The organism is Streptomyces sp. NPDC058758 (genome assembly GCF_042746075.1).
Taxonomy (GTDB): Bacteria; Actinomycetota; Actinomycetes; order Streptomycetales; family Streptomycetaceae; genus Streptomyces.
The window spans coordinates 65,002-84,534 of sequence record NZ_JBHYPS010000035.1; the positions used below are offsets into that span (position 1 = coordinate 65,002).

General features: G+C 74.2%; 16 protein-coding genes. 3 read left to right on the forward strand and 13 right to left on the reverse strand.

What is annotated here, in order from left to right:
- Window positions 1-44 precede the first annotated feature (44 nt).
- The 7 genes from ACFW6A_RS30810 to ACFW6A_RS30840 form a co-directional block, all read right to left on the reverse strand.
- Entirely contained in the window at window positions 45-470 is a 426-nt protein-coding gene (locus ACFW6A_RS30810; protein WP_386483488.1) for an SsgA family sporulation/cell division regulator, read from the reverse strand.
- 144 nt (window positions 471-614) lie between these two features.
- Window positions 615-1,016 carry an STAS domain-containing protein gene (locus ACFW6A_RS30815; protein WP_351854716.1) on the reverse strand — a complete coding sequence of 134 codons (402 nt, stop codon included), beginning with the start codon at window positions 1,014-1,016 and terminating at the stop codon, window positions 615-617.
- Entirely contained in the window at window positions 1,013-2,125 is a 1,113-nt protein-coding gene (locus ACFW6A_RS30820; RefSeq protein WP_386644485.1) for a B12-binding domain-containing protein, read from the reverse strand. Before ACFW6A_RS30820 ends, ACFW6A_RS30815 begins: the two co-directional genes overlap by 4 nt.
- On the reverse strand, window positions 2,122-3,804 hold the full coding sequence (locus ACFW6A_RS30825; RefSeq protein ID WP_386644488.1) for a PP2C family protein-serine/threonine phosphatase: 1,683 nt from the start codon (window positions 3,802-3,804) through the stop codon (window positions 2,122-2,124). The genes ACFW6A_RS30820 and ACFW6A_RS30825 overlap by 4 nt, the downstream gene beginning before the upstream one ends.
- Window positions 3,805-4,030: 226 nt before the next feature.
- Window positions 4,031-6,244 (reverse strand): SpoIIE family protein phosphatase, encoded by a 2,214-nt coding sequence (locus ACFW6A_RS30830; protein ID WP_386644491.1) that lies wholly within the window; start codon window positions 6,242-6,244, stop codon window positions 4,031-4,033.
- Window positions 6,241-6,639 carry an STAS domain-containing protein gene (locus tag ACFW6A_RS30835; RefSeq protein WP_351854706.1) on the reverse strand — a complete coding sequence of 133 codons (399 nt, stop codon included), beginning with the start codon at window positions 6,637-6,639 and terminating at the stop codon, window positions 6,241-6,243. Before ACFW6A_RS30835 ends, ACFW6A_RS30830 begins: the two co-directional genes overlap by 4 nt.
- A gap of 289 nt (window positions 6,640-6,928) precedes the next feature.
- Window positions 6,929-7,759 (reverse strand): DUF1206 domain-containing protein, encoded by an 831-nt coding sequence (locus ACFW6A_RS30840; protein ID WP_351854704.1) that lies wholly within the window; start codon window positions 7,757-7,759, stop codon window positions 6,929-6,931.
- Window positions 7,760-7,892: 133 nt separating this feature from the next.
- Here ACFW6A_RS30840 and ACFW6A_RS30845 point away from each other — a divergent pair, with 133 nt between their 5' ends.
- Entirely contained in the window at window positions 7,893-8,150 is a 258-nt protein-coding gene (locus ACFW6A_RS30845; RefSeq protein WP_351854701.1) for a WhiB family transcriptional regulator, read from the forward strand.
- 86 nt (window positions 8,151-8,236) lie between these two features.
- On the opposite strand, the gene ACFW6A_RS30850 is transcribed toward ACFW6A_RS30845, so the two are convergent.
- Complete coding sequence (locus tag ACFW6A_RS30850; RefSeq protein ID WP_351854697.1) at window positions 8,237-8,683, reverse strand: ATP-binding protein; 447 nt, start codon at window positions 8,681-8,683, stop codon at window positions 8,237-8,239.
- 99 nt (window positions 8,684-8,782) lie between these two features.
- Complete coding sequence (locus ACFW6A_RS30855; RefSeq protein ID WP_351854694.1) at window positions 8,783-10,018, reverse strand: GAF domain-containing SpoIIE family protein phosphatase; 1,236 nt, start codon at window positions 10,016-10,018, stop codon at window positions 8,783-8,785.
- A gap of 107 nt (window positions 10,019-10,125) precedes the next feature.
- On the opposite strand from ACFW6A_RS30855, the gene ACFW6A_RS30860 reads away from it, so the two are divergent.
- Window positions 10,126-10,638 carry a MarR family transcriptional regulator gene (locus ACFW6A_RS30860; protein ID WP_351854691.1) on the forward strand — a complete coding sequence of 171 codons (513 nt, stop codon included), beginning with the start codon at window positions 10,126-10,128 and terminating at the stop codon, window positions 10,636-10,638.
- Between the two features lie 117 nt (window positions 10,639-10,755).
- Here ACFW6A_RS30860 and ACFW6A_RS30865 read toward each other — a convergent pair whose 3' ends face one another.
- The 4 genes from ACFW6A_RS30865 to ACFW6A_RS30880 all read right to left on the reverse strand — a co-directional run bounded on the left by ACFW6A_RS30865 (window position 10,756) and on the right by ACFW6A_RS30880 (window position 18,995).
- Window positions 10,756-11,931, reverse strand: coding sequence for a PP2C family protein-serine/threonine phosphatase (locus ACFW6A_RS30865; RefSeq protein ID WP_386644498.1), 1,176 nt, complete (start codon window positions 11,929-11,931; stop codon window positions 10,756-10,758).
- 49 nt (window positions 11,932-11,980) lie between these two features.
- Window positions 11,981-12,349 (reverse strand): STAS domain-containing protein, encoded by a 369-nt coding sequence (locus tag ACFW6A_RS30870; protein WP_351854686.1) that lies wholly within the window; start codon window positions 12,347-12,349, stop codon window positions 11,981-11,983.
- A 64-nt stretch (window positions 12,350-12,413) separates the two neighbouring features.
- The gene (locus tag ACFW6A_RS30875; protein ID WP_351854684.1) at window positions 12,414-14,867 is read right to left on the reverse strand and encodes a SpoIIE family protein phosphatase; all 2,454 of its coding nucleotides are present in this window, start codon (window positions 14,865-14,867) and stop codon (window positions 12,414-12,416) included.
- Between the two features lie 108 nt (window positions 14,868-14,975).
- Window positions 14,976-18,995, reverse strand: coding sequence for a HAMP domain-containing protein (locus ACFW6A_RS30880; protein WP_386644503.1), 4,020 nt, complete (start codon window positions 18,993-18,995; stop codon window positions 14,976-14,978).
- A gap of 263 nt (window positions 18,996-19,258) precedes the next feature.
- Here ACFW6A_RS30880 and ACFW6A_RS30885 point away from each other — a divergent pair, with 263 nt between their 5' ends.
- Complete coding sequence (locus tag ACFW6A_RS30885) at window positions 19,259-19,486, forward strand: DUF5133 domain-containing protein (protein ID WP_386644506.1); 228 nt, start codon at window positions 19,259-19,261, stop codon at window positions 19,484-19,486.
- Window positions 19,487-19,533 lie beyond the last annotated feature (47 nt).

The window sequence follows — 19,533 nt, forward strand, 5'->3', positions numbered from 1 at the left end:
CACGCTCCCGGCGTGTCCCCGCACGGCGGTTCGCGGTCCGCACCTCAACGCCGGAGGGAGTCGAGCAGCGGCCGCCAGTCGATGTGGCGCTCCTCCGTGCCCTGGGGCACGAGGACGAAGGTGTCGCGCACGAAGCGGGCGAGCTCCTCCCGGTCGCACCGGATCGTGGCGCGGTGGCCGGCGGCGCCGAGCCTCAGGAGGAGCTTGCCGTCGGGGGCGGGGGCCAGGTGGACCTCTCCCTCACCGGTGGGCCGCAGCGATCCGGCGAGGACCATCTCCCGGTCGAGCCGCCACACCACGGACTCCTCGCCCAGGAGGTGGAAGGCGATGCTCAGGGCGTGGGGGTCGCGGGAGTGGTAGCCGGCGGAGGTGTCGATCCGGACCGCGGTGTCCGGGCCGAGCAGGTCCATGGCCATGGGCTGCGTGAGGACGCGCGGCGAGGGGAGCGAGGGGGCGTGGGACTGGGACATGGGGTCCTCCGGCTGGGGGGCGGGCGAGGGGCGGATGCGGTGTCCGCTTGACCCGTCCCGCCGCTCTTACACCTCCCGTACGCCAGACGGATGCGCCGATGATGCCGTGATCCCGTGAAGGCCGCGCGGATGCCTGACCGTCCGTCAGGAGCGGGGACCCCCCGGGCCGCTCGTCCCGCCGTCCGGAACCCTGTCGGCGGGCCCCGCCGCCCCGGGACGGCCCGTCAGGTGCTCGTGGGTGCCGGTGAGCAGGAGCAGCCGGTCGAGGAAGGCCGGCCTGTGGTCGAGGTGCAGCCGTCCGCCCGCCGCCGAGACGAGCCGGTGGAGGGCCAGCAGCGCGGACAGCCCCATCGAGTCGCACAGGGTCATCCGGGCGCAGTCGAGGCGGACGTCCGAGGGGCGGGGCCCCGTGGCGAGGCGGGTGCGGACCGCGTCCAGCAGCTCGTCGGCGCTGTCCCAGGCGAGGTCGCCGGCGAGGTGCACGCGCAGGGTGCCGTCCGCCGCGGTGACGGCCTCGGCCGCGAAGGAGTGGTCGTGGGTGTTCACGAGCGGGGCCCGGGGGCCGGCGGACGCGGTACGCGGACGAGGGCGGCGCGGCCCGCGGCGAGGTGGGCCCGCGCGCGGGGGAAGTCGCGCTGGGCCTGGGCGAGCAGGTCGAGCGCGGCGACCAGGGCGTCCCCCGCGACGCCGCGGGCCCGGAGGACGCCGGCGGTCCAGGTGACGAAGCCGGTGAACAGCTCGGGGTCGTCGGCGTAGAGGGACGCGGCGAGGAAGTCGACGATGTGGGCGAGGTCCTCCGCCGTGCGTTCCCGTTGCCGTTCGTCGTAGGAGGCCATCGCAGGGACGGTGTCCTCGAGCCCCCGCAGGACGTGGCGGACGAGCTGGGGCCGGGCCCGGGTGACCAGGGTGTACTCCTGGTCGGACAGGTGGGGGAGGCCGACGGCGGGGTCCGTCCGGGGCCCGCCGGGGCGCGTGGGGCCCTCGGCGAGGAGGTCGGCGGCGGCACGCGCGTCGGACGCCCACCCGTCGGCGCCGAGCAGGCGGGCGTACCTGCCGTCGGGGCCGAAGGCCGCTCCCCCGACGAGGACGGGGAGGCCGACGGCCTGGACGGCGGTGACGGCGGCGTGCGCCGTGGGGAGCCGCACCGGCAGCGAGGACGAGAGGGCGACGACGTCCGTGCCGGTCTGGTGCAGGTGCGCGATGAGGTGGGGGGTGGGGACGTGCGCCCCGAGGTAGTCGACGAGGAAGCCCCGGCCGCGCAGGACCTCGGCGAGGAGCCGGGCGGGCAGGGCGTGCCATTCGCCGTCCACGCAGGCGACGGTGACGCGCCGGGGGGACCCTCCGGGCTCCGGGCGGTGGCCGGGCGCTGCGGCGGGGGCCGGGGTGCGGCGGGCGAGGGCGGCGACGACGCGCTCCTGGATGGCCGTCGCGGCGTGTTCCTGGGCGACGCCGATGCGGCCTGCGGCCCATTCCCCGCCGAGCCTGGCCTGTGCGGCGCCGATCACGTCGAGCAGGAGGTCCTCCGCCGGGACCCCCTCGTCATGGGCGTCGAGAACCGCGGCGGTGGCCTCGGCCTCGTCCCTCGCCCGGAGTGCCTGCCACAGTCGTCGGCGGGTCGCGGCGAGATCGGTGGACGGGGTGGTGCGGGTGTTCATGCGGTGTTCCTGTCCGGAGCGCGGTCGCTCCCCGCGGACGGGCGGGTGGTGTGCGGGGCGGTGATGGCGACGACCGCCATGTCGTCGTGCGGGCCGCGGCCCACCCAGTCGCCGGCGATCATCTGCACGCGTTCGACGACGGCCTCGGCGGGGAGGCCGGCACAGTCGGCGAGGGCGGCCCGGAGCCGGTCCTCGCCGAACATGGACGAGCCGAGCGGCCCGCCCCGGGCCTCCGTGATGCCGTCGGTGTAGAGCAGGCAGGTCTCCCCCGGCGCCAGGTGCACGGTCGCGGAGCGGCAGGGGACCTCGGGGAGCGCGCCCACCAGCGTTCCGCCGGTGTCCGCCTCCTCCACGTGTCCCGTGGCGCGCAGGATCAGCGGGCGCGGGTGGCCGGCGCTGGTCAGCCGCAGCCGCACCCGGCCGTCCGTGCGCCGCACCGAGGCCAGGACCAGGGTGGCGAAGCGGGTGTGGCGGGAGTTGAGGAGGGCGCCGTTGAGGAGCCTCAGGACGTTCTGGTGGTCGTCGGCGAGGGGCAGCAGGGCCTGGACCGTGCTGCGGATCCTGCCCGTGAGCACGGCGGCCTCCAGCCCCTTGCCGCACACGTCCCCGAGGACGGCGAGCGTCTCCTGGCCGGCGTCGGTGCCGGGGTGGACGTCGTAGAAGTCGCCGCCGATCCGCTCCGTGTCCTGGGAGGTCCGGTAGCCGCCGGCGAAGTCGACCCCCCGCACGTGGTGGAGCTGCGGCGGGAGGAGTTCGGCGATCAGGGCGCGGGTGACGCGCGCCTGTTCCGCGTAGAGGCGGGCGGCCGACAGGGCGGCCCCGGCGCGGGCGGCGAACAGCCGGGCGAAGAGTTCCTCGGACGCGTCGAAGGCACTCTGTCCGCCGCGCCGGAGCAGGATCAGGGCGCCCGCCGGCACGCCGTGGCCGGGCAGCGAGGTGACGGCGACGGATCCGGGAGGTTCCCCGAGGGCCTCGGGGACGGCCCACCCCGGGAGTTCGGCGGGGTCGATCCAGCGGGCGGGCACCGGGGGGAAGCCCTGGAGGGCTTCCGCCAGGCCGGGGACGGACGCCGGGTCCATCGCGACCTGGCTCCGGTCGAACCTCTCCCCCACCGCGGTGACCACGGGGTACCGGTTCCGCACGGACGGGGAGATCACGAGCGCCGCGTCGCCGAGGTGGGCCGCGGCGAGGAGCGCCGCCTTCTCCAGGCACCGGTCCGGGTTGAGCGAGGACAGCAGCTGGGTGGACGCCTCGGTCAGGAGCGCGGTGCGCTCCCGCTCGGTCCGCAGGGCGTCCTCCGCGGCGGTCAGGTCGGAGTCGTCGACCAGCCACCAGGCCACGTCGCCGTCGCCCGACTCGGTGGGGTGGGCCCTCAGGAGGCGGCCGTCGTGGCTCCCCCGCAGCGGCGTGCCCCGGGGGCGCGTGGGGGCCGCGTCGGGCGGCGCGCCCCGCGGTGCGGCCAGTCGCCGGTGGGCGTCGGCCAGCCATCCCGGGACGACACCGTCCAGCCACTTGCCGACTCCCATCCGGGGAAAGAGGTCGGCCGCGGCGTCGTTGAACTCCACGACGCCCCCTTCGCGGTCCGCCACCACCGCCGGGTGGGGTGAGCGGAGCCAGGAGGTGCCCGTGACACCCCGGCCGGCCCGGAATCGGCCGGATTCGTCTTCGGAAACAGTCATATGCGTGGCCCGTGTGCCGTGGCCCGCCACCTTCCCACTCGGCGTCGGCTTGTCCATCTACCCTTCCCCAGGGCGTGCCGCACATCAAGTGAAAGCCGCTCTTCCGGGAGCCGTCCGTCTTTCCCGCGCCATATCGTCACCGTTCCGACACGAGGGCTTCACCCTGGGTGCACCTCGCGGGTCTCCTCTCCGGCCGGCCCCGGGGACGGCGGGCCTGCCGGGGCGTTCACGTGGCGGTGAGGACGAGGACCGCCCGGTCGTCGTCGATCTCCTGCCCCCCGGTGAACTCGCGCACCGCGCGGGTGAGGGCGTCCACCACCTCCTGGGCCGAGGGGCGGGGCGGGGTCCCCGCGACGGCTTCGACGAGGCGTTCCTCTCCGAACTGCTCGCCGTCGTCGTCGCGGGCCTCGGTGATGCCGTCGGTGTAGAGCAGCAGGCTCTCGTGCGGGTCGAGGTGCAGGGTGCGGGAGACGACGTCCACCTCGGGGGAGATGCCGAGCAGGGAGCCGGGGGCGTCGACGAGGCGGGTGGTGTGACGGGAGTCGAGGTGGAGGGGCAGGGTGTGGCCCGCCCGGACCAGTTCGACGTCCAGTCCGTGACCGGTCGGGGTGAGCCGGCCGTACACGAGGGTGACGAAGCCGGTGCCGTGGCTGCCCGGCCTGTTGACGAGGGCCCGGTTGACGGCCGCCACGACGTCCTCCGGGCCGGGCAGGAGGGGGGTGACGGCCCGCGCGGTGTGGCGGACGAGGGCGGTGGTCGTGGCCGCGATGGCGCCGCGTCCGCAGACGTCGCCGAGGAGGAACGCCCACCGGCCGTCGTCCAGGGGGAAGACGTCGTAGAAGTCGCCGCCGATGTCGAGGCCCTCGCCCGCGGGGTGGTAGGAGGTGGCGACGTCCGCGCCGGGCACGTCGGGGAGTTCCGGCATGAGCAGGCCGGCCTGGAGGTCCCGGGCGAGGGTCACCCGGTGGGTGTACTGGCGGGCGTTGCGGGCGGCCGACGCGGCGCGCCGGGCGAGTTCCTCGGCGAGGGCCACCCGGTGTCCGTCGAAGGGGTCCTCCTCGTCGGAGAGCAGGGTCACGGTGCCGAAGGCGGTGCCCCGGTCGAGCAGCGGGACGCACAGGTAGCCCGTCACGCCGAGGTCCTTCCAGGGGCCGGGGCCGGTGGGGGCGCGCCGCGCGATCTCGCTCGCGCGGGTGGCGAGGACCCGGGCGACGGCGTCGTCGTCGGCGTCGTAGACGGGGAGGTGCGAGGCGAGGACCCGCCGCCGCCGTTCGTCCGGGGCCGCCGTGGCGACGCGGCGCAGGCGCCCGTTCTCCACGACGTCGACGGCGCACAGCGGCGCCAGCCTCGGGGCGCAGGAGTGGGCCAGCCGCTCCAGGGTCTGGGCGGCGTCGAGGTCGACGGTGAGGGCGGTGCTGGCCTGGAGGAGGAAGGCGAGGTCCTCGCGGGCCGCCCGCTCCCGGGCCTCGGCGGCCCAGCGGGCCGTCTCGGCCCGCTGCCGTTCGACGGCGAGGGCGGCGGTGTCGGCGAAGAGCCGCGCGAGGGCCAGGTCGGCCTCCTGCGGGGCTCGCGGGGTGCGGTGGTACATGGCGAACGTGCCCAGGAGGGCGCCGTCGCTCCCCAGGACGGGGGTGGACCAGCAGGCGGCCACTCCGGCCCGCCGTGCGAGGCCTCGGAAGTCGTCCCACAGGGGGTCCGTCGCGATGTCGGTGACGATCACGGGAGCGCGGCGGTGCGCGGCGGTGCCGCAGGAGCCGACGCCCTCGCCGACGGCGATGCCGTCGATGGCCGCGTTGTAGAAGTCGGGCAGGCCGGGGGCCGCTCCGTGGCGGAGGCGCCGGCCGTCGTGGTCGGCGAGGAGGACGGAGACCACGAGGTCCTCGGGCCAGAGTTCCTCTATCGCCCGGGCCATTCCGTCCAGGACCTCGTCGAGGGGGGCCTGCCGGGCGATCTGCTCCAGGAGGACGCGGTGTTCCGCCGTGAACCGCTGGGCCTGCTTGACCTGGGTCGTCTCCACCCCGATGACGCGGACGCCGGTGACGTTGCCGCCGGAATCGACGCGCGGTTCGTAGGTGAGGTCGAAGAACGCCTCCCGGGAGCGGCTCCTGTCGCCCCGGACGATCCTGGCGTCGCGGCCCGTGTGGGGTCGGCCCGTCCGGTAGACCCGGTCGAGGTAGGCGAGGAGTTCCTGGTCGGCGGGGTCGGACAGCAGGCGTCCGAGGGGTACGCCGGTGCGGACGCGCCGCCCGGCGCCGATCGCGCCGAAGAAGGCGGGGTTGGCGCTCTCCACCACGTGCGCGGGTCCGGCGAAGGACGCGAAGACCGCGGCCGACCGGCCGAACAGGGTTCTGAGGTCGTCGTCCGCCGGGCCGGCGGCGGCCGGACCGGTGTCCCCCGCCCGGTCGGGCCGGTGTGACTGCTGACCCGGTACACGCCTCATGTGGTCTCTTTCCCGTTCTGCCGCGCCGGTCCTCCGGCTCCGGTGGCGATGTCCCGCCCGGCGGCGAGTGCCTCGTGCACGTCGGGGTGCACGGTGAAGATCTGGTCCAGCCCCGTCAGGGTGAAGAGGCGGAGGACGGTGCGCGGCACGGCGGCGAGCGCCAGGCGCCGCTGCCGGGCCTCCAGGCCCCGGTAGAGCCGCAGCAGCGCGCTGACGCCGCTGGAGTCGCAGAAGGTCAGCGCGCCCAGGTCGGCCACGACGGTGCCCTCCCCGCCGCCCGGTGCCGTCTCCCTCCGTCCGGCCTCGTCCAGCTGGACGACGCTGTCGTGGTCGAGTTCACCGCGCAGTACCAGCACCGTGCCCCGCCCCTCCGCCCTGACCTCGATCGAGAACACCCTCGACTTCCTCCGTGTACGGCTCCTGCGTGGATGCCTCCAAGCCGGGAACCGGCTCCGGCATCTTCCCTGTTCCTCGTTCCCCCGCCCTTCGGATTCATCGCGGGGCCCCGCGTTTCGGCACCGGGTTCGGGGTCATCCGGTTCCTCGGACATGGTCCTCGACCCGGAAGGATTCCGTCGTGCCGGTCATGCTGGCTCTGGTGTTCGGTGTCGGAGTGGCGATGGCGTGGTGGAGCGTCACGCCCGTCCCCGGAGGGCCGCGGAGGAGGTCCGGGTGACGGCGGGGGTCACACCTCGCGCCACTTCGCCTGGCCGAAGGAGAAGAGCCCGAAGAGCACGAGGCCGGCCGCCACCGCCAGCAGCAGCCCGGGTCCCGCGGGCGTCTGGGCGAAGGAGCGGATGCTGTCGTCCATCCCCTTGGCCTCGCTCGGGTCGAACGCGAGCGCCGCCCGCACGCCGGAGAAGCCGAGTGCGGCGAAGACGAGGCCGCGTCCGACGCCGCCCGCCACTCCCGTCACGTCCATGAAGCGGCGCGGGTACGTCCCCAGCCGCCCCCACGCGAGATGGTCGCGGTACTTCCGCAGCACCGCCCTGCCGGCGATCCAGACCCCGGCCGCCAGGATTCCCACGGCCACGGCGCCGACCCACCAGCGCCCGCCGGGCAGCTCGAGGAGACGGCTGGTGACGTCCCGGCTCTGGCGGTCGGTCGAGCCCTCGCCACTCCCCCGCTCGCCCGCCGCGAAGGACAGGACGAGGAAGGCGGAGCCGGCGTAGAAGACGCACCGCCCGGCGGACAGGGCCCGCTTGTGCGCCTTGTCCCCCTCCGGTCCGGACCCGCCGAGGACGGCCTCCGACAGCCGCCAGGCGGCCATCCCGGCGAGGCCGGCGCCGAGGGCCCAGAGCAGGACGGTGCCGAAGGGGGTGGCGGCGACGTGAGCGACGGCCCCGCCCCGGTCCGCCTGCTCGCGCGTCCCGGTCAGGCCGATGTGGACGGCCAGTGCGCCGACGAGCAGGTACAGCACTCCCCGCGCCGCGAAACCGGCCCGCGCGGCCGCCCGTATGCCCTCGCCCGCCGCCGCTCTCGCGGGTACGCCGGCGTGCGGCCTCGATGTGGTCATGTCGACTCTCTCCTCCCGGTCGGTCTTCCGGGTGCCCCGTCCGCGCCGGACCATTCCCCACCGGGTTTCGCGCACGGACGAGTGGTCAGGCGGACGGGAGGACACGTCCCGACTCGAGTGCCAGGAGGCGCACATGAACGGCTGGCGTATGGCCGCGGCCTGCCAGGAGGTCGACCCCGATCTGTTCTTCCCGGTGGGGGCGGGCTCGCCCGCGCTCGCGCAGGCCGAGGAGGCCAAGAAGGTCTGCCGGCGCTGTCCGGTGCGGGAGGAGTGCCTGCGCTCGGCCATGGCGCAGTCCCACCCGCCGGCGGGCGTGTGGGGCGGTCTCACCGAGGCCGAACGGGGTGCGCTGCGAAGGCGGTCGCGCCGCGGGGCGGAGGAGCGGCGTTGAGGGCCCGCGGGTCCGCGGTCCCCGCTGTCGGCCCGGGCCGGGTCACCCGGCCCGGGCCCCGGCCTGCCGGGCCCGACCCGGTCGTCCTACTCGGGCAGGAGGGAGAGGCACGCGCGGACCCGCTTCCCCTCCGGGAGGGGCTCCACGGTCAGGCTCTCGCAGACGGCGACGACGATCTCGACCCCGTGCTGCCCGATGCGGCGCGGGTCGTGCCCGCGGGGCACGGGGGCGGCGGGCTCACGGTCGAAGACGGAGATCTCCAGGGTGTCCTGGCGCAGTTCCAGCAGCAGCCTGCACGGGCCGGCCGCGTGCCGGACCGCGTTGGTCACCAGTTCGCTGACCACCAGCTGCGCCAGTTCCACCCGCTCGTCCGCCACCGGTTCGCGCCGCACGGACGGAGCCGTCGCGAGGAAGTCCGACGTGAAGGCGCGGGCGGAGGCGATGGCGCCGGTGTGGGGGGCGTCGCCGTAGACGGCGCTCGCGGACAGCAGGGGCTCCGGTGCTGCTCGCTCCGCGGTGATCGCGTCCGTCATGGCGCTGGTACTCCCCTCGTCCGGTTGGGTGGGCGCGGTTGGGCACCTCGTACTCCGCCTTTCCCCTCTTCTCGGATCCCACACCGCCCGCAACCAGGATCACACCGACCGGCGGCATCTCAGGATCTCAGGGGGCCGCCGGTGGGGACGGGTCGGGGCCCCCTCTTTCCCGTCCGAAGCCCCGGCCCCGTGTCCCCGCCAGTCGAGGCAGAGCACGAGGACCGCGTCCGGTGTGGCACGGGCGGCGTCGCGCAGGGCCCGGACGACGGCGCGTGGGGCGTCCGCGCCGCTCAGGCGGCCCGCCCCGGCCAGGGCGCGGGCGACGGGACCGTCCGCCGGTCCGTGGTGTCCGGCGGACGGGGGTTCGTCCGTGCCGCAGGCGACGAAGAACAGCCGGTCGCCGGGCAGGAGCCGGAGCCGCTGGGTGGCGTAAACGGTGTCCTCGAACATGCCCAGGGGCAGCTGGCGGTCCAGCTCGATGCGTTCGGTCAGGGCCCCTCGGATCCGCCAGAGCGTCGGCGACCCCGCGTCGACGGCCTCGATCCCGCCGGTCGCCAGGTCGAGGCGGACCAGCAGGGCGGCGAGCGGGTTCTTTCCCCGGTACTGCCCGTAGAGCGCCTGGTCGGTGAGGCTGGCCTGGGTCACCAGGTCGAGTCCGGCCCGCCGGGCGTTGCGGATCGCCGTCAGGGCGAGGGTGCTCACCAGGGCGGCGGGGGTGCCGGGGCCGGTGCCGTCGGCGACGACGAGGAGGAGTTCGTCCTCGGTCGCGCTCCAGTCCAGGAGGTGGCCTCCGGAGGTGTAGGCGGGCTCCCAGTAGGCGTGGAGGTCGAACGCCGGTCCGGCGCAGGCCCGGCCCGGCAGGGTGTCCCACTGCATCTCGCCGGCGACGGTGAGGGCGCGCGTCCTGCGGGTGCGGCGGTACAGGTCGGTGTGGCGGTCGGCGACGCGCAGGGCGTGTCCGAGCGTCTCGGCGACCCGGGCGAGGCTGTCGGCTGTCTCCGGGGTGGCCCGCTCCGTGGGCAGGCCGACCACGAGGACGCCGAAGCGGTCCCCGCGGACCGTGACGGGAAGGTAAACGGTCGCCGTGGGGCCGACATCACGGAAAAGATATGGTTGCTGCGTGCGGAAGACGTGGCCCGCGGGCCCCGAGTCCACGGGCACGTGCGGCATCCCCGCGGGTGCCTGCACGGGTTCCACGGGGCGCAGGGACGTGAATCCGTAGTCGATGAGCAGCAGGTCGGCACAGACCGCGGCGTACAGGTGCGCGAGACTGGTACGGAGGGAGTCCAGGAGGAGGTGCGGTGCGGCCCCGCGCAGTGCGCCTTCCACTGTCACGTGTCGGTCCACCGGATCCGTACCGCCTTCTGGAGAGATGTGGAGATGACCGGTCCGTCGGAAGGCCGACGGCCTCGGCCCCGGACGTCCGAGGAGTGTCGGCAGGCATGAAGAGCAACCCCGCCCCGCCCCCGGGGGAAGCGCAGCGGACGGCCGAGGCCGCCCGAGAACTCATCGAGCTGTTGGAAGTGCTGTGGGAGCGCGGTCGGGACATGGTGTCGGCGACACCGGTCTCGGCGAGTCAGCTGCGCGTGCTGTACAGCCTGGACCGCGAGGAGGGCATCAGCCTGCGCACGCTGGGCGACCTGCTCGGCTCCGCGCCGCCCTCGGTGAGCCGCATGTGCGACCGGCTGGAGGCGCTGGGGTTCGTCCAGCGCCTGCCCAGTTCCGTGAGCAGGCGGCAGCTGGAGCTGCACCTGACCGCCCACGGCAAGGCGTACCTGCGGGAGCTTCGGGTCCAGCGCGAGGAAGCACTGCTCGCGGTCATAGCGGACATGTCGCCGACGAACCGCAAGGCCCTGTTGCGGGGGCTCAGCGGGTTCCACGAGGCTCTGGAGGGAAGCGGACCGGCCGCCTCGTCACGCTCCCGCACGCCGCTGAAGGACGTCAGTTCGGCCTGACCTCCGCACGGCGCCGGCTCCGGCCGGCCGCGCACCCCATGTCCTCATTGCCACCTCTGGTCGTCCTCGACGCGTTCCACCGGACACCCGCCGGATGTTGCCCCAAGGATACAGTTGTCACAAGGCAACTGTTGACGCGGTGCCGTACCAGTCGAGACAGACGACCAGGGCGTCGTCGTCCAGCGGCCCGGCACCGTGATGGGCACTCAACTCCCGCAGCACCGCCTGCGGCACCTGGGAGGGCGGCAGCAGCCGCGTCCCGCGGAGCGCCCGGGCCAGCGCCCGGTCCCCGTAGCTCTCCCCGGCGGGCGAGACGGCGGCGTACACGCCGTCGCTGCCGAACAGCAGGCGGTCCCCCGGCCGGACGGAGAACCGCTCGGGGACGTAGACGGTGTCCTCGAACATGCCCAGGGGCAACTGCGCCTCGAAGCCCACGGATTCCACCGTGTGGCCCCGCAGCCGCCACAGCCGGGGCGAACCCGCGTCCACCGCCTCCACCTCGCCCGTCGCCAGGTCGAAGCAGAGCAGGAGCACCGACACGAAGGCGCTGCCCCGGTACTGCGCGTACACGGCCTGATCGGCCAGCGCGGCCTGGTCCGCGAGGGCGAGACCGGCCCGGCGTGCGTTGCGGAGCGCGTTGATCGCGAGGTTCGTCAGCAGGGCGGCCTCGATGCCCTCCCCCATGCCGTTGGTGACGGTCAGGGTCAGCCGGCCGTCCGAGACCGACCAGTCGTAGTTGTCCCCGAAGATGGCGTAGGCGGGCTCCAGATGGGCGGCGAGGGCGAACTCGGGGCGGGCGCAGGCGCGACCGGGCAGGAGCTGCCACTGCATCTCCGCCGCGAGGGTCAGCCGGGTCGCCCGCCGGGCCAGGACGTAGAGGTCCGTGTCGCGCTCGGCCACCAGGATCTCGTGGCCGAGCGCCTCGCAGACCTGGGCGAGCCCGGGGAGCAGGGGCCGCAGATCGGTCCGGGGCGGCAGGACGGCCGTCAGGACGCCCAGCCGTTCGCCGCGGACGGTGACGGGCAGGTGGAGCAGGAGCGCCTCCTCCTCCCTCAGGACGTACGGCTCCTGGGCGCCGAAGGCCCGCCCCTGGGGGCTGTCGTGGATCGGTACCGACGGTTCCGCCCCGGCGACGCGCTCGACGAGCTGGAGCGACCGCAAGCCGTAGTCCGCCAGGCGGAGTTCCGCCCGCACGGCGCCGCAGTGCTTCCGCAGGGCCTCCTCGACGACGTGCACCAGCTGGTGCGGAGCCGCCCGGCGGAGCGCCTGCTCGATGTCGGCGATCTCCTGCACGCTCTCCTCTTCCTTCCTCCCCCGGGCCCGGGACCGGGCCGTCCTTCCGTCATCTCCCGGCGCCGGCCGCGACCAGCGCCTCCGCCACGCCCTCGTGCGGCGGGAGGGTCATCGTCACCCCGGTGATCTCCAGGATGCGCCGCACCGCCGGGGTCGGCGCGGCGAGGTGCAGGTCGCCGCCGGTCTCCCGCGCTCGGGGAAGCACTCTGAGGAGGACGTTCAGACCGGACGAGTCCATGAAGTCGAGGGCGGCCAGATCGAGGACCAGGTGGCACCGCCCGAGGCCGAGCTGTTCGGTCATGCGCTCCTCGAGCCGGGCGGCCGTCTCCATGTCCAGTTCACCCCCCACGGACAGCACCGCCGTGCGGGGATCACGGATCTCCACACCGACATCCAGGTTCGGTTCCTGCTCGGGCATGTTCCCTGCTTTCCGGGTGGGGGGGGACGGGGGCGAACGGTCGGGAGGTACGGGGGTCGGAAGGTCAGAACACCTGGAACCCGACCACACACGTGTCGTCGTCGGTGTCGGACTTGCTGCGGGCCAGCAGCTGGTCGAGCCGTCGTTCGAGGCTCTCGGAGGGCATCCGGGCGACGGTGAGCAGCTGGGCGACGGAGTCCTCGACGGCGGTGTCCCGCCGCTCGACGAGCCCGTCGGTGTACATCAGCACGGTGTCGCCGGGTTCGAGCCGCAGCTCGTCCTCCTCGTACTCGGCCTCGGCGAGCGCCCCGAGCAGCAGTCCGCGCAGCAGCGGCAGGTCGGCCGCCTCCTCCCTCCGGACGAGCACCGGCGGGAGGTGCCCCGCGCGGGCCCAGCGCAGGGTGCGGTCCTCGGGGTCGTAGACGCCGCAGACGGCGGTGGCCGTGACGTGGGCGGTGAGGTGGTGGGCGACGCTGTTGAGCCAGGACAGCAGCTGTCCCGGCCCCGCGCCCGTGACGGCGAGGCCGCGCAGGGCGTTGCGCAGGACCACCATGCTCGTCGCCGCTTCCACGCCGTGGCCCGCGACGTCCCCGACGCACAGGAGCACCTTCTTGGACGGCAGCACGACGGCGTCGTACCAGTCGCCGCCGACCAGCGACTCGGACTCGGCCGGCCGGTAGCGGACGCCGACGTCGAGGCCCGGCGCGTCGAGCGGCGGCTTGGCCGGCGGCATGATGGCGTGCTGGAGCTGGAGGGTGAGCCGGTTGCGCTCCTCGGCCGCCTCCTCGGTGGCGGCCAGCCGGTCGCGGGTGGCCGTGAGGGCGACCTCGGTCCAGTGCTGCGCCGAGATGTCCTGGTAGGCCCCCCGGACGGCCTGGATCCCGTCGTCGGAGCCCAGGACGGGTTCGGCGGTGACCCGGAGGTGGCGGGTGACCCCGTCGTGGCGCAGCATGCGGAAGGCCGCGGACCCCACCCGCCGGCGGCTCAGCACCGTCCGGAGGAAGCGCCGGATGGCGTCGGCGTCGTCGGGGTGGGCGTGGGCGGCGAGGTCGCGCAGGGCGACCGGCGGCTCCGCCGGATTGCGGCCGAAGAACTCGAAGAGCTGGCCGTGCCAGGTGATGTCCCCGGTGACGACGTCCTCCTCGAAGGCGCCGACCCGGCCGAGGCGCTGGGCGTGCTGCAACAGGCCGGCGAGGCGCGCCGTCTCGTCCTCCACGCGCCAGATGAGGAGGACGGCCGCCCCGTGACGGCTGATGCTGATGTCCGCCGGCGAGGTGAGCGGGACCTGGTCCACCAGCGCGGTGAGCCGGACGCGGCGCGCACGGAACGGCTCGCCCGTGGCGTAGACCCGCTCGATCCGGTCGAAGAGTTCGCCCTCGCCCGCCATCGCGGGGTACGCCTCCAGGAGCAGCGCCCCGTCGACGGCGCCGCTGGGCCGGCCGGCCGGATCCTGGAAGTGGGCGTTGGCGTGCCGGACGCGGAAGTCGGCGAGCCTCCCCTCCTCGTCCAGGTGGGGGGTCAGGACGAGGGCGGGGTCGTAGAGCCCGTCGGAGAGTTCGGCCAGCTCCGCCGCCGGGTCCCCGGCGGGGACGAGGAGGTGCGCCGCGGCGGCCTGCTCGGGCAGTCCCTCCAGGGTGTGGGCGCAGAGCTCCGCGAGGGCCTCGACCTGGCGTTCCACGGCCTGCGGCTGGGGGTCCAGCGGCCGGTCCCAGCAGATCTCCAGGACGCCGTGGATGCGGCCTCCGGTCCCGGCGGGGACGACGACCCGGCCGCCCTCGGGATGGCGCGCGCGTCCGATCGAGGGAATGCCGGAGACCGCCAGGGAGGGGTACCAGACGGTGCGGCGGCCGGTCAGCGCCTGGCGGGCCGCCGTGGTGACCCCCGGCGGCACGTGACGCCAGCGGGCCGCCTCGTCGAGGCCGAACCCGGCGTGGCCGCGCAGGCTCAGCGAGGCGTCCGGGCCGGTGGTCCAGATGGCCACGGCGACGGCGCCCAGGGGTTCGAGGGCGTGCGTGAGCAGCGACTCGGCGACGGCCTGGGTGTCGTCCGCGCCGAGCACCGCGCTCTCCGCCGTGCGCAGCCGCACGGCGGCCGAGCCGGTGGACTCCCCCTCGCCGGAGGCCGACCTCACGAACGCGTCCGCGGCTTCGGCGACCCGGTCGCGGGCGGCCTGGTTGATGATGTCCGCGGCCAGCTCCAGCCGGGACAGGCCGGCCCGGTCGGCGAGTTCCGCGAGCTGCCGTGCCGCCTGGGCCGGGCCACAGCCCAGCCGCTCGACGATGACGCCCTTGGCGAGTTCGATCAAGGCGCGCCCCTCGGCCGCCGCGTGCGCCGCGGCCAGCTCGCCGCGCAGCCGTTCCACGGTGGCGGCCAGCCGGCCCTCGGCGGAGGCGTCCCGCACCGCCCGCCGTTCGCCCGCGGGCGCGGGAACCGCGCCGTCGGCCGCCTCGGACGCGGGGGCGCCGTCGCCGTGAAGGCCGGCGGACGGCTCTCCGGCCCGGAAACGGGGGCCACTCATGTCGGCGTCTCCTGGGTCAGGGCGGCCTCGGGGCCGCCACACGGACGGGGGCGGGTCGCGCCGGGCGGGCGCGGGGCGAAGGGCCGCCCGGCGGGGGCGGTCACGAGCCTATCCATCGTTCAGCCAGCGGCCGACGCAGGCGATGAGCTCGTCGGCGTCGACGGGCTTGGTCACGTAGTCGCTGGCCCCCGAGGCGAGGCTCTTCTCCCGGTCGCCCGGCATGGCCTTGGCGGTGACCGCGATGATGGGCAGGTCCGCGTACTGCGGCAGCTCCCTGATCCGCGCCGTCGCCGTGTAGCCGTCCATCTCCGGCATCATCACGTCCATCAGGACGAGGGCGACGGCCGGGTTGGCCAGGAGCGTCTCGATCCCCTTCCGGCCGTTCTCGGCGTGCAGCACCGTCATGCCGTGCAGTTCCAGGATGCCGCTGAGGGCGTAGAGGTTGCGGGCGTCGTCGTCCACGACGAGGACGGTCCGGCCGTGCAGCGTGGTGTCGATCGCCTGGGGGGCCGGGGCCCAGTGGTCCCCGCGGACCAGGGGCACGACGTCGCCGGGCTGCTCGGCGGACAGGTGCAGGGCGATCCGCTCGCGCAGCTCGTCGAGGCTGGAGAGGAGCTCCATCGGACGGCGGCGGGCGAGTTCCTGCAGGGTGCCCTCCTCGTCGGCGTGGAGGCGGCGGTTGTTGTGGGCGAGGACGGGGACGGTGCGCAGCGCCTCGTCGCCGTCCATGGCGGCCAGGAAGCGCAGGGCGTCGCCGTCGGCCATGTCGACGTCGAGCACCACGCAGTGGAACGGCTGCGCGGCGAGCGCGGCGGCGGCCTCCTGCGGGCCGACGACCGCGATCAGTTCGATGTCCGTCCGCTCGCCGTGCCCGCCGTCGGCGGCGAGCTGGGTGACCGCGTTCTCCGCGACGACGGCGAGGAGTCCTCGCGGGCGCTCCTCGATCACCAGGAGGCGTCGCGTGGGGCGGGCGGCCGGGTTGCCCGGCGCGAGGAGCGCGGGGCCGCGGACCGGTGCCGGGCCGGGGAGAGCCGGTGGGGCGCCGGCCGGAGGGGTTTCGGAGGCGGGCTGCTCCGTGAAGTCGTCGCGCGTGACCGGCAGGTGGAGGGTGAAGGTGCTGCCCTCTCCCGTCGTGCTCGTGACCGTGAGCGCGCCGCCGAGCAGGTACGCGATCTCGCGGCTGATGGAGAGGCCCAGGCCGGTGCCGCCGTACTTCCTGTTGGTCGTGCCGTCCGCCTGCTGGAAGGCTCCGAAGATGGCCTCCAGGTTCTCGGCGGCGATGCCGATGCCGGTGTCCGTGACGCGGAAGGCGACGACGGGGCCTCCCCGGCGGACCGAGACGGGGAGCTCGTCGTCCGCCGCCGGTTCGATGCGGAGCTCGACGGCACCCTGCTCGGTGAACTTGACGGCGTTCGACAGCAGGTTGCGCAGCACCTGCCGGAGCCGGGAGTCGTCGGTGACCAGGTCGACGGGGACGCCCGCGGCCGTGGAGACGGTGAAGGCGAGTCCCTTCTGCGAGGTGAGGGGGCGGAAGGTGGCCTCGACGTAGTCGAGGAGCCTGCGCAGGGGCACGCGCTCCGGGTTGAGGTCCATCTTTCCGGCCTCCACCTTGGACAGGTCGAGGATGTCGTTGATCAGCTGCAGCAGGTCGGATCCGGCCGAGTGGATGATCCCGGCGTACTCGACCTGCTTGGCCGTGAGGTTGCGGGTCGGGTTCTGGGCGAGCAGCTGGGCCAGGATCAGGAGGCTGTTGAGGGGGGTGCGCAGTTCGTGGCTCATGTTGGCCAGGAACTCGGACTTGTACTTCGAGGCCAGGGCGAGCTGCTGGGCCCGGTCCTCCAGTTCCTGCCGGGCCTGCTCGATCTGGAGGTTCTTGGCCTCGATGTCGCGGTTCTGCGTGACGAGCAGGGCCGCCTTCTCCTCCAGCTCGGCGTTGGAGCGCTGCAGCTCCTCCTGCTGGACCTGGAGCTCCTCGGTGCGCGAGCGGAGTTCGCCGGCCAGCCGCTGGGACTCGTCGAGCAGTTCGTCGGTACGGGCGTTGGCGACGATGGTGCTGAGGTTGACGCCCACCGTCTCCATGAGCTGCTCCAGGAAGTCCCGGTGCACGGAGGTGAAGGGGGTGAAGGACATGAGCTCGATGACGCCGAGCACCTGGTCCTCGACGACGACGGGCAGCACCACGAGGCTGCCCCGGTCCGTGCTGCCGAGGCCCGAGGAGATCGTGACGTAGTCGGCGGGGACGTTCTCGGCGGCGATGGTGCGGCGGCTGCGGGCGGCCTGCCCGACGAGCGACTCGCCCAGCCGGAAGCGGGTCCGGGTCTCCTCCCCGGCGGGTCGTCCGTAGGAGCCGACGAGGCCGAGCTCGACGCCGTCCGGTCCTTCCTCGGCCAGGTAGAAGGCGCCGTACTGGGCGGCGACGAGGGGGGTCAGCTCGTCCATGACGAGTTCGGCGACGACGGCCAGGTCCCGGTGTCCCTGCATCAGCGCGGAGATCCTGGCGAGGCTGGACTTCAGCCAGTCCTGTTCCTGGTTGGCCCGCGTCGTCTCGCGCAGCGAGCCGACCATCGCGTTGATGTTGTCCTTGAGCTCGGCCACCTCGCCCGACGCCTCGACGGTGATCGAGCGGGTCAGGTCGCCCTCGGCCACCGCGCTCGTGACCTCGGCGATGGCGCGAACCTGGCGGGTGAGGTTGCCGGCCAGCTCGTTGACGTTCTCGGTCAGCCGCTTCCAGGTCCCGGAGACCCCCTCGACCTCGGCCTGTCCGCCGAGCCGGCCCTCGCTGCCGACCTCGCGGGCCACGCGGGTCACCTCGGCCGCGAACGAGGACAGCTGGTCGACCATGGTGTTGATGGTGGTCTTCAGCTCCAGGATCTCGCCCCGGGCGTCGACGTCGATCTTCTTGGAGAGGTCGCCGTTGGCGACGGCGGTGGTGACCTGGGCGATGTTCCGGACCTGTCCGGTCAGGTTGTTCGCCATCGAGTTGACGTTGTCGGTGAGGTCCTTCCAGGTGCCGGCCACGTTCGGCACCCTGGCCTGGCCGCCGAGGCGTCCCTCGGTGCCGACCTCGCGGGCCACCCGGGTCACCTCGTCGGCGAAGGCCGACAGGGTGTCCACCATGGTGTTGATGGTGTCGGCGAGGGCGGCCACCTCGCCCTTGGCCTCCACGGTGATCCGCCGGGAGAGGTCGCCGCGGGCCACGGCGGTGGCGACCTGGGCGATCGACCGGACCTGTCCGGTGAGGTTGGACGCCATCACGTTGACGTTGTCGGTCAGGTCCTTCCAGGTGCCCGAGGCCCCCCGGGCGGTGGCCTGGCCGCCGAGGTTGCCCTCGGTGCCGACCTCGCGGGCCACCCGGGTGACCTCGTCGGCGAAGGCCGAGAGCTGGTCGACCATGGTGTTGATGGTGGTCTTCAGCTCCAGGATCTCGCCCCGGGCGTCGACGTCGACCTTCTTCGACAGGTCGCCGCCCGCGACGGCGGTGGCGACGTGGGCGATGGCCCGCACCTGGGCGGTGAGGTTGCCCGCCATCGAGTTGACGGAGTCCGTCAGATCGCGCCAGGTGCCGGAGACGCCCTTCACGTCGGCCTGGCCCCCGAGGATCCCCTCCGTGCCCACGTCCCGCGCCATGCGCGTGACCTCGTCGGCGAAGGCCGAGAGCTGGTCGACCATGGTGTTGATGGTGTTCTTGAGCTCCAGGATCTCGCCGCGCGCGTCGACGTCGATCTTCTGGGACAGGTCTCCCCTGGCGACCGCGGTGGCCACCTGGGCGATGTCCCGCACCTGCGTGGTGAGGTTGCCGGCCATCGCGTTCACCGAGTCGGTGAGGTCGGCCCAGGTCCCGGAGACGCCGGGGACGACGGCCTGCCCGCCGAGGGTGCCCTCCGTACCGACCTCCCGGGACACCCGGGTCACCTCGGAGGTGAACAGGGAGAGCTGGTCGACCATCCCGTTGAACACCGTCGAGATCTCGCCCATCAGCCCGTCCGCCTCGTCGGGCAGGCGGGTGCCGAAGTCGCCGTCCCGGACCGCGGTGAGTCCGGCCAGGAGCTGACGCAGCTCGGGCTCGCTCACCGCGGCCGGGCCACCCCGCCCCCGGTTCGAGGAGTCCCTGGTAGCCGTCTCAGACATGCCTCATCCTCGTTCCCCACCATGTTTCCGTTCACGGACCGCGCGGCACCGGACACGGACCGTACGTCCTTTTTCCCTCTGGACGAGTCCGGTCCGCGATCGTTGCCGTACGGCAATCATGACGACAGTACCCCTCCGTGATCCACAGGAGGAGATCGGTCCCGGGTCATCCGGCCGGAACACGCCGTGCATGCACTGCCGAAACGGGGGCACACGCGCGTGGAACCGGGCGGTCGCCGCCCCGACGACGAAGGGAGCCGTACGTGTTGATGGCCCATCCCGTGGTCCTGCGCGAGCTGGTGGAGCAGTACGAGACCCTGCGGGCGCTGCAGGCGGAGCGCGACGGCGCCGAGGCGCGGCGCCGCATGGACGACCTCGCGTACACGCTGTGCGTGTCCACCGGCACACGTGACGTGGACGCGGCGCTGAGCGCCGCCCGCCGCCGGCTGCTGGAGGCGCCCGTCGGGGAGGACCCCGCGCTGACCGCCTGAGCGCACGGCGTGAAAGGGGCCCGGCACCTCCGTTCGGAGGTGCCGGG

Bases quoted from the DNA above. Each gene is read 5' to 3' on its own strand.
- ACFW6A_RS30820 (WP_386644485.1), bottom strand. From the start codon at position 2,125: ATGAACACCCGCACCACCCCGTCCACCGATCTCGCCGCGACCCGCCGA.
- ACFW6A_RS30850 (WP_351854697.1), bottom strand. From the start codon at position 8,683: ATGACGGACGCGATCACCGCGGAGCGAGCAGCACCGGAGCCCCTGCTG.
- ACFW6A_RS30880 (WP_386644503.1), bottom strand. From the start codon at position 18,995: ATGTCTGAGACGGCTACCAGGGACTCCTCGAACCGGGGGCGGGGTGGC.
- ACFW6A_RS30860 (WP_351854691.1), top strand. From the start codon at position 10,126: ATGAAGAGCAACCCCGCCCCGCCCCCGGGGGAAGCGCAGCGGACGGCC.
- ACFW6A_RS30875 (WP_351854684.1), bottom strand. From the start codon at position 14,867: ATGAGTGGCCCCCGTTTCCGGGCCGGAGAGCCGTCCGCCGGCCTTCAC.
- ACFW6A_RS30810 (WP_386483488.1), bottom strand. From the start codon at position 470: ATGTCCCAGTCCCACGCCCCCTCGCTCCCCTCGCCGCGCGTCCTCACG.
- ACFW6A_RS30840 (WP_351854704.1), bottom strand. From the start codon at position 7,759: ATGACCACATCGAGGCCGCACGCCGGCGTACCCGCGAGAGCGGCGGCG.
- ACFW6A_RS30830 (WP_386644491.1), bottom strand. From the start codon at position 6,244: ATGAGGCGTGTACCGGGTCAGCAGTCACACCGGCCCGACCGGGCGGGG.
- ACFW6A_RS30825 (WP_386644488.1), bottom strand. From the start codon at position 3,804: ATGACTGTTTCCGAAGACGAATCCGGCCGATTCCGGGCCGGCCGGGGT.
- ACFW6A_RS30845 (WP_351854701.1), top strand. From the start codon at position 7,893: ATGAACGGCTGGCGTATGGCCGCGGCCTGCCAGGAGGTCGACCCCGAT.
- ACFW6A_RS30870 (WP_351854686.1), bottom strand. From the start codon at position 12,349: ATGCCCGAGCAGGAACCGAACCTGGATGTCGGTGTGGAGATCCGTGAT.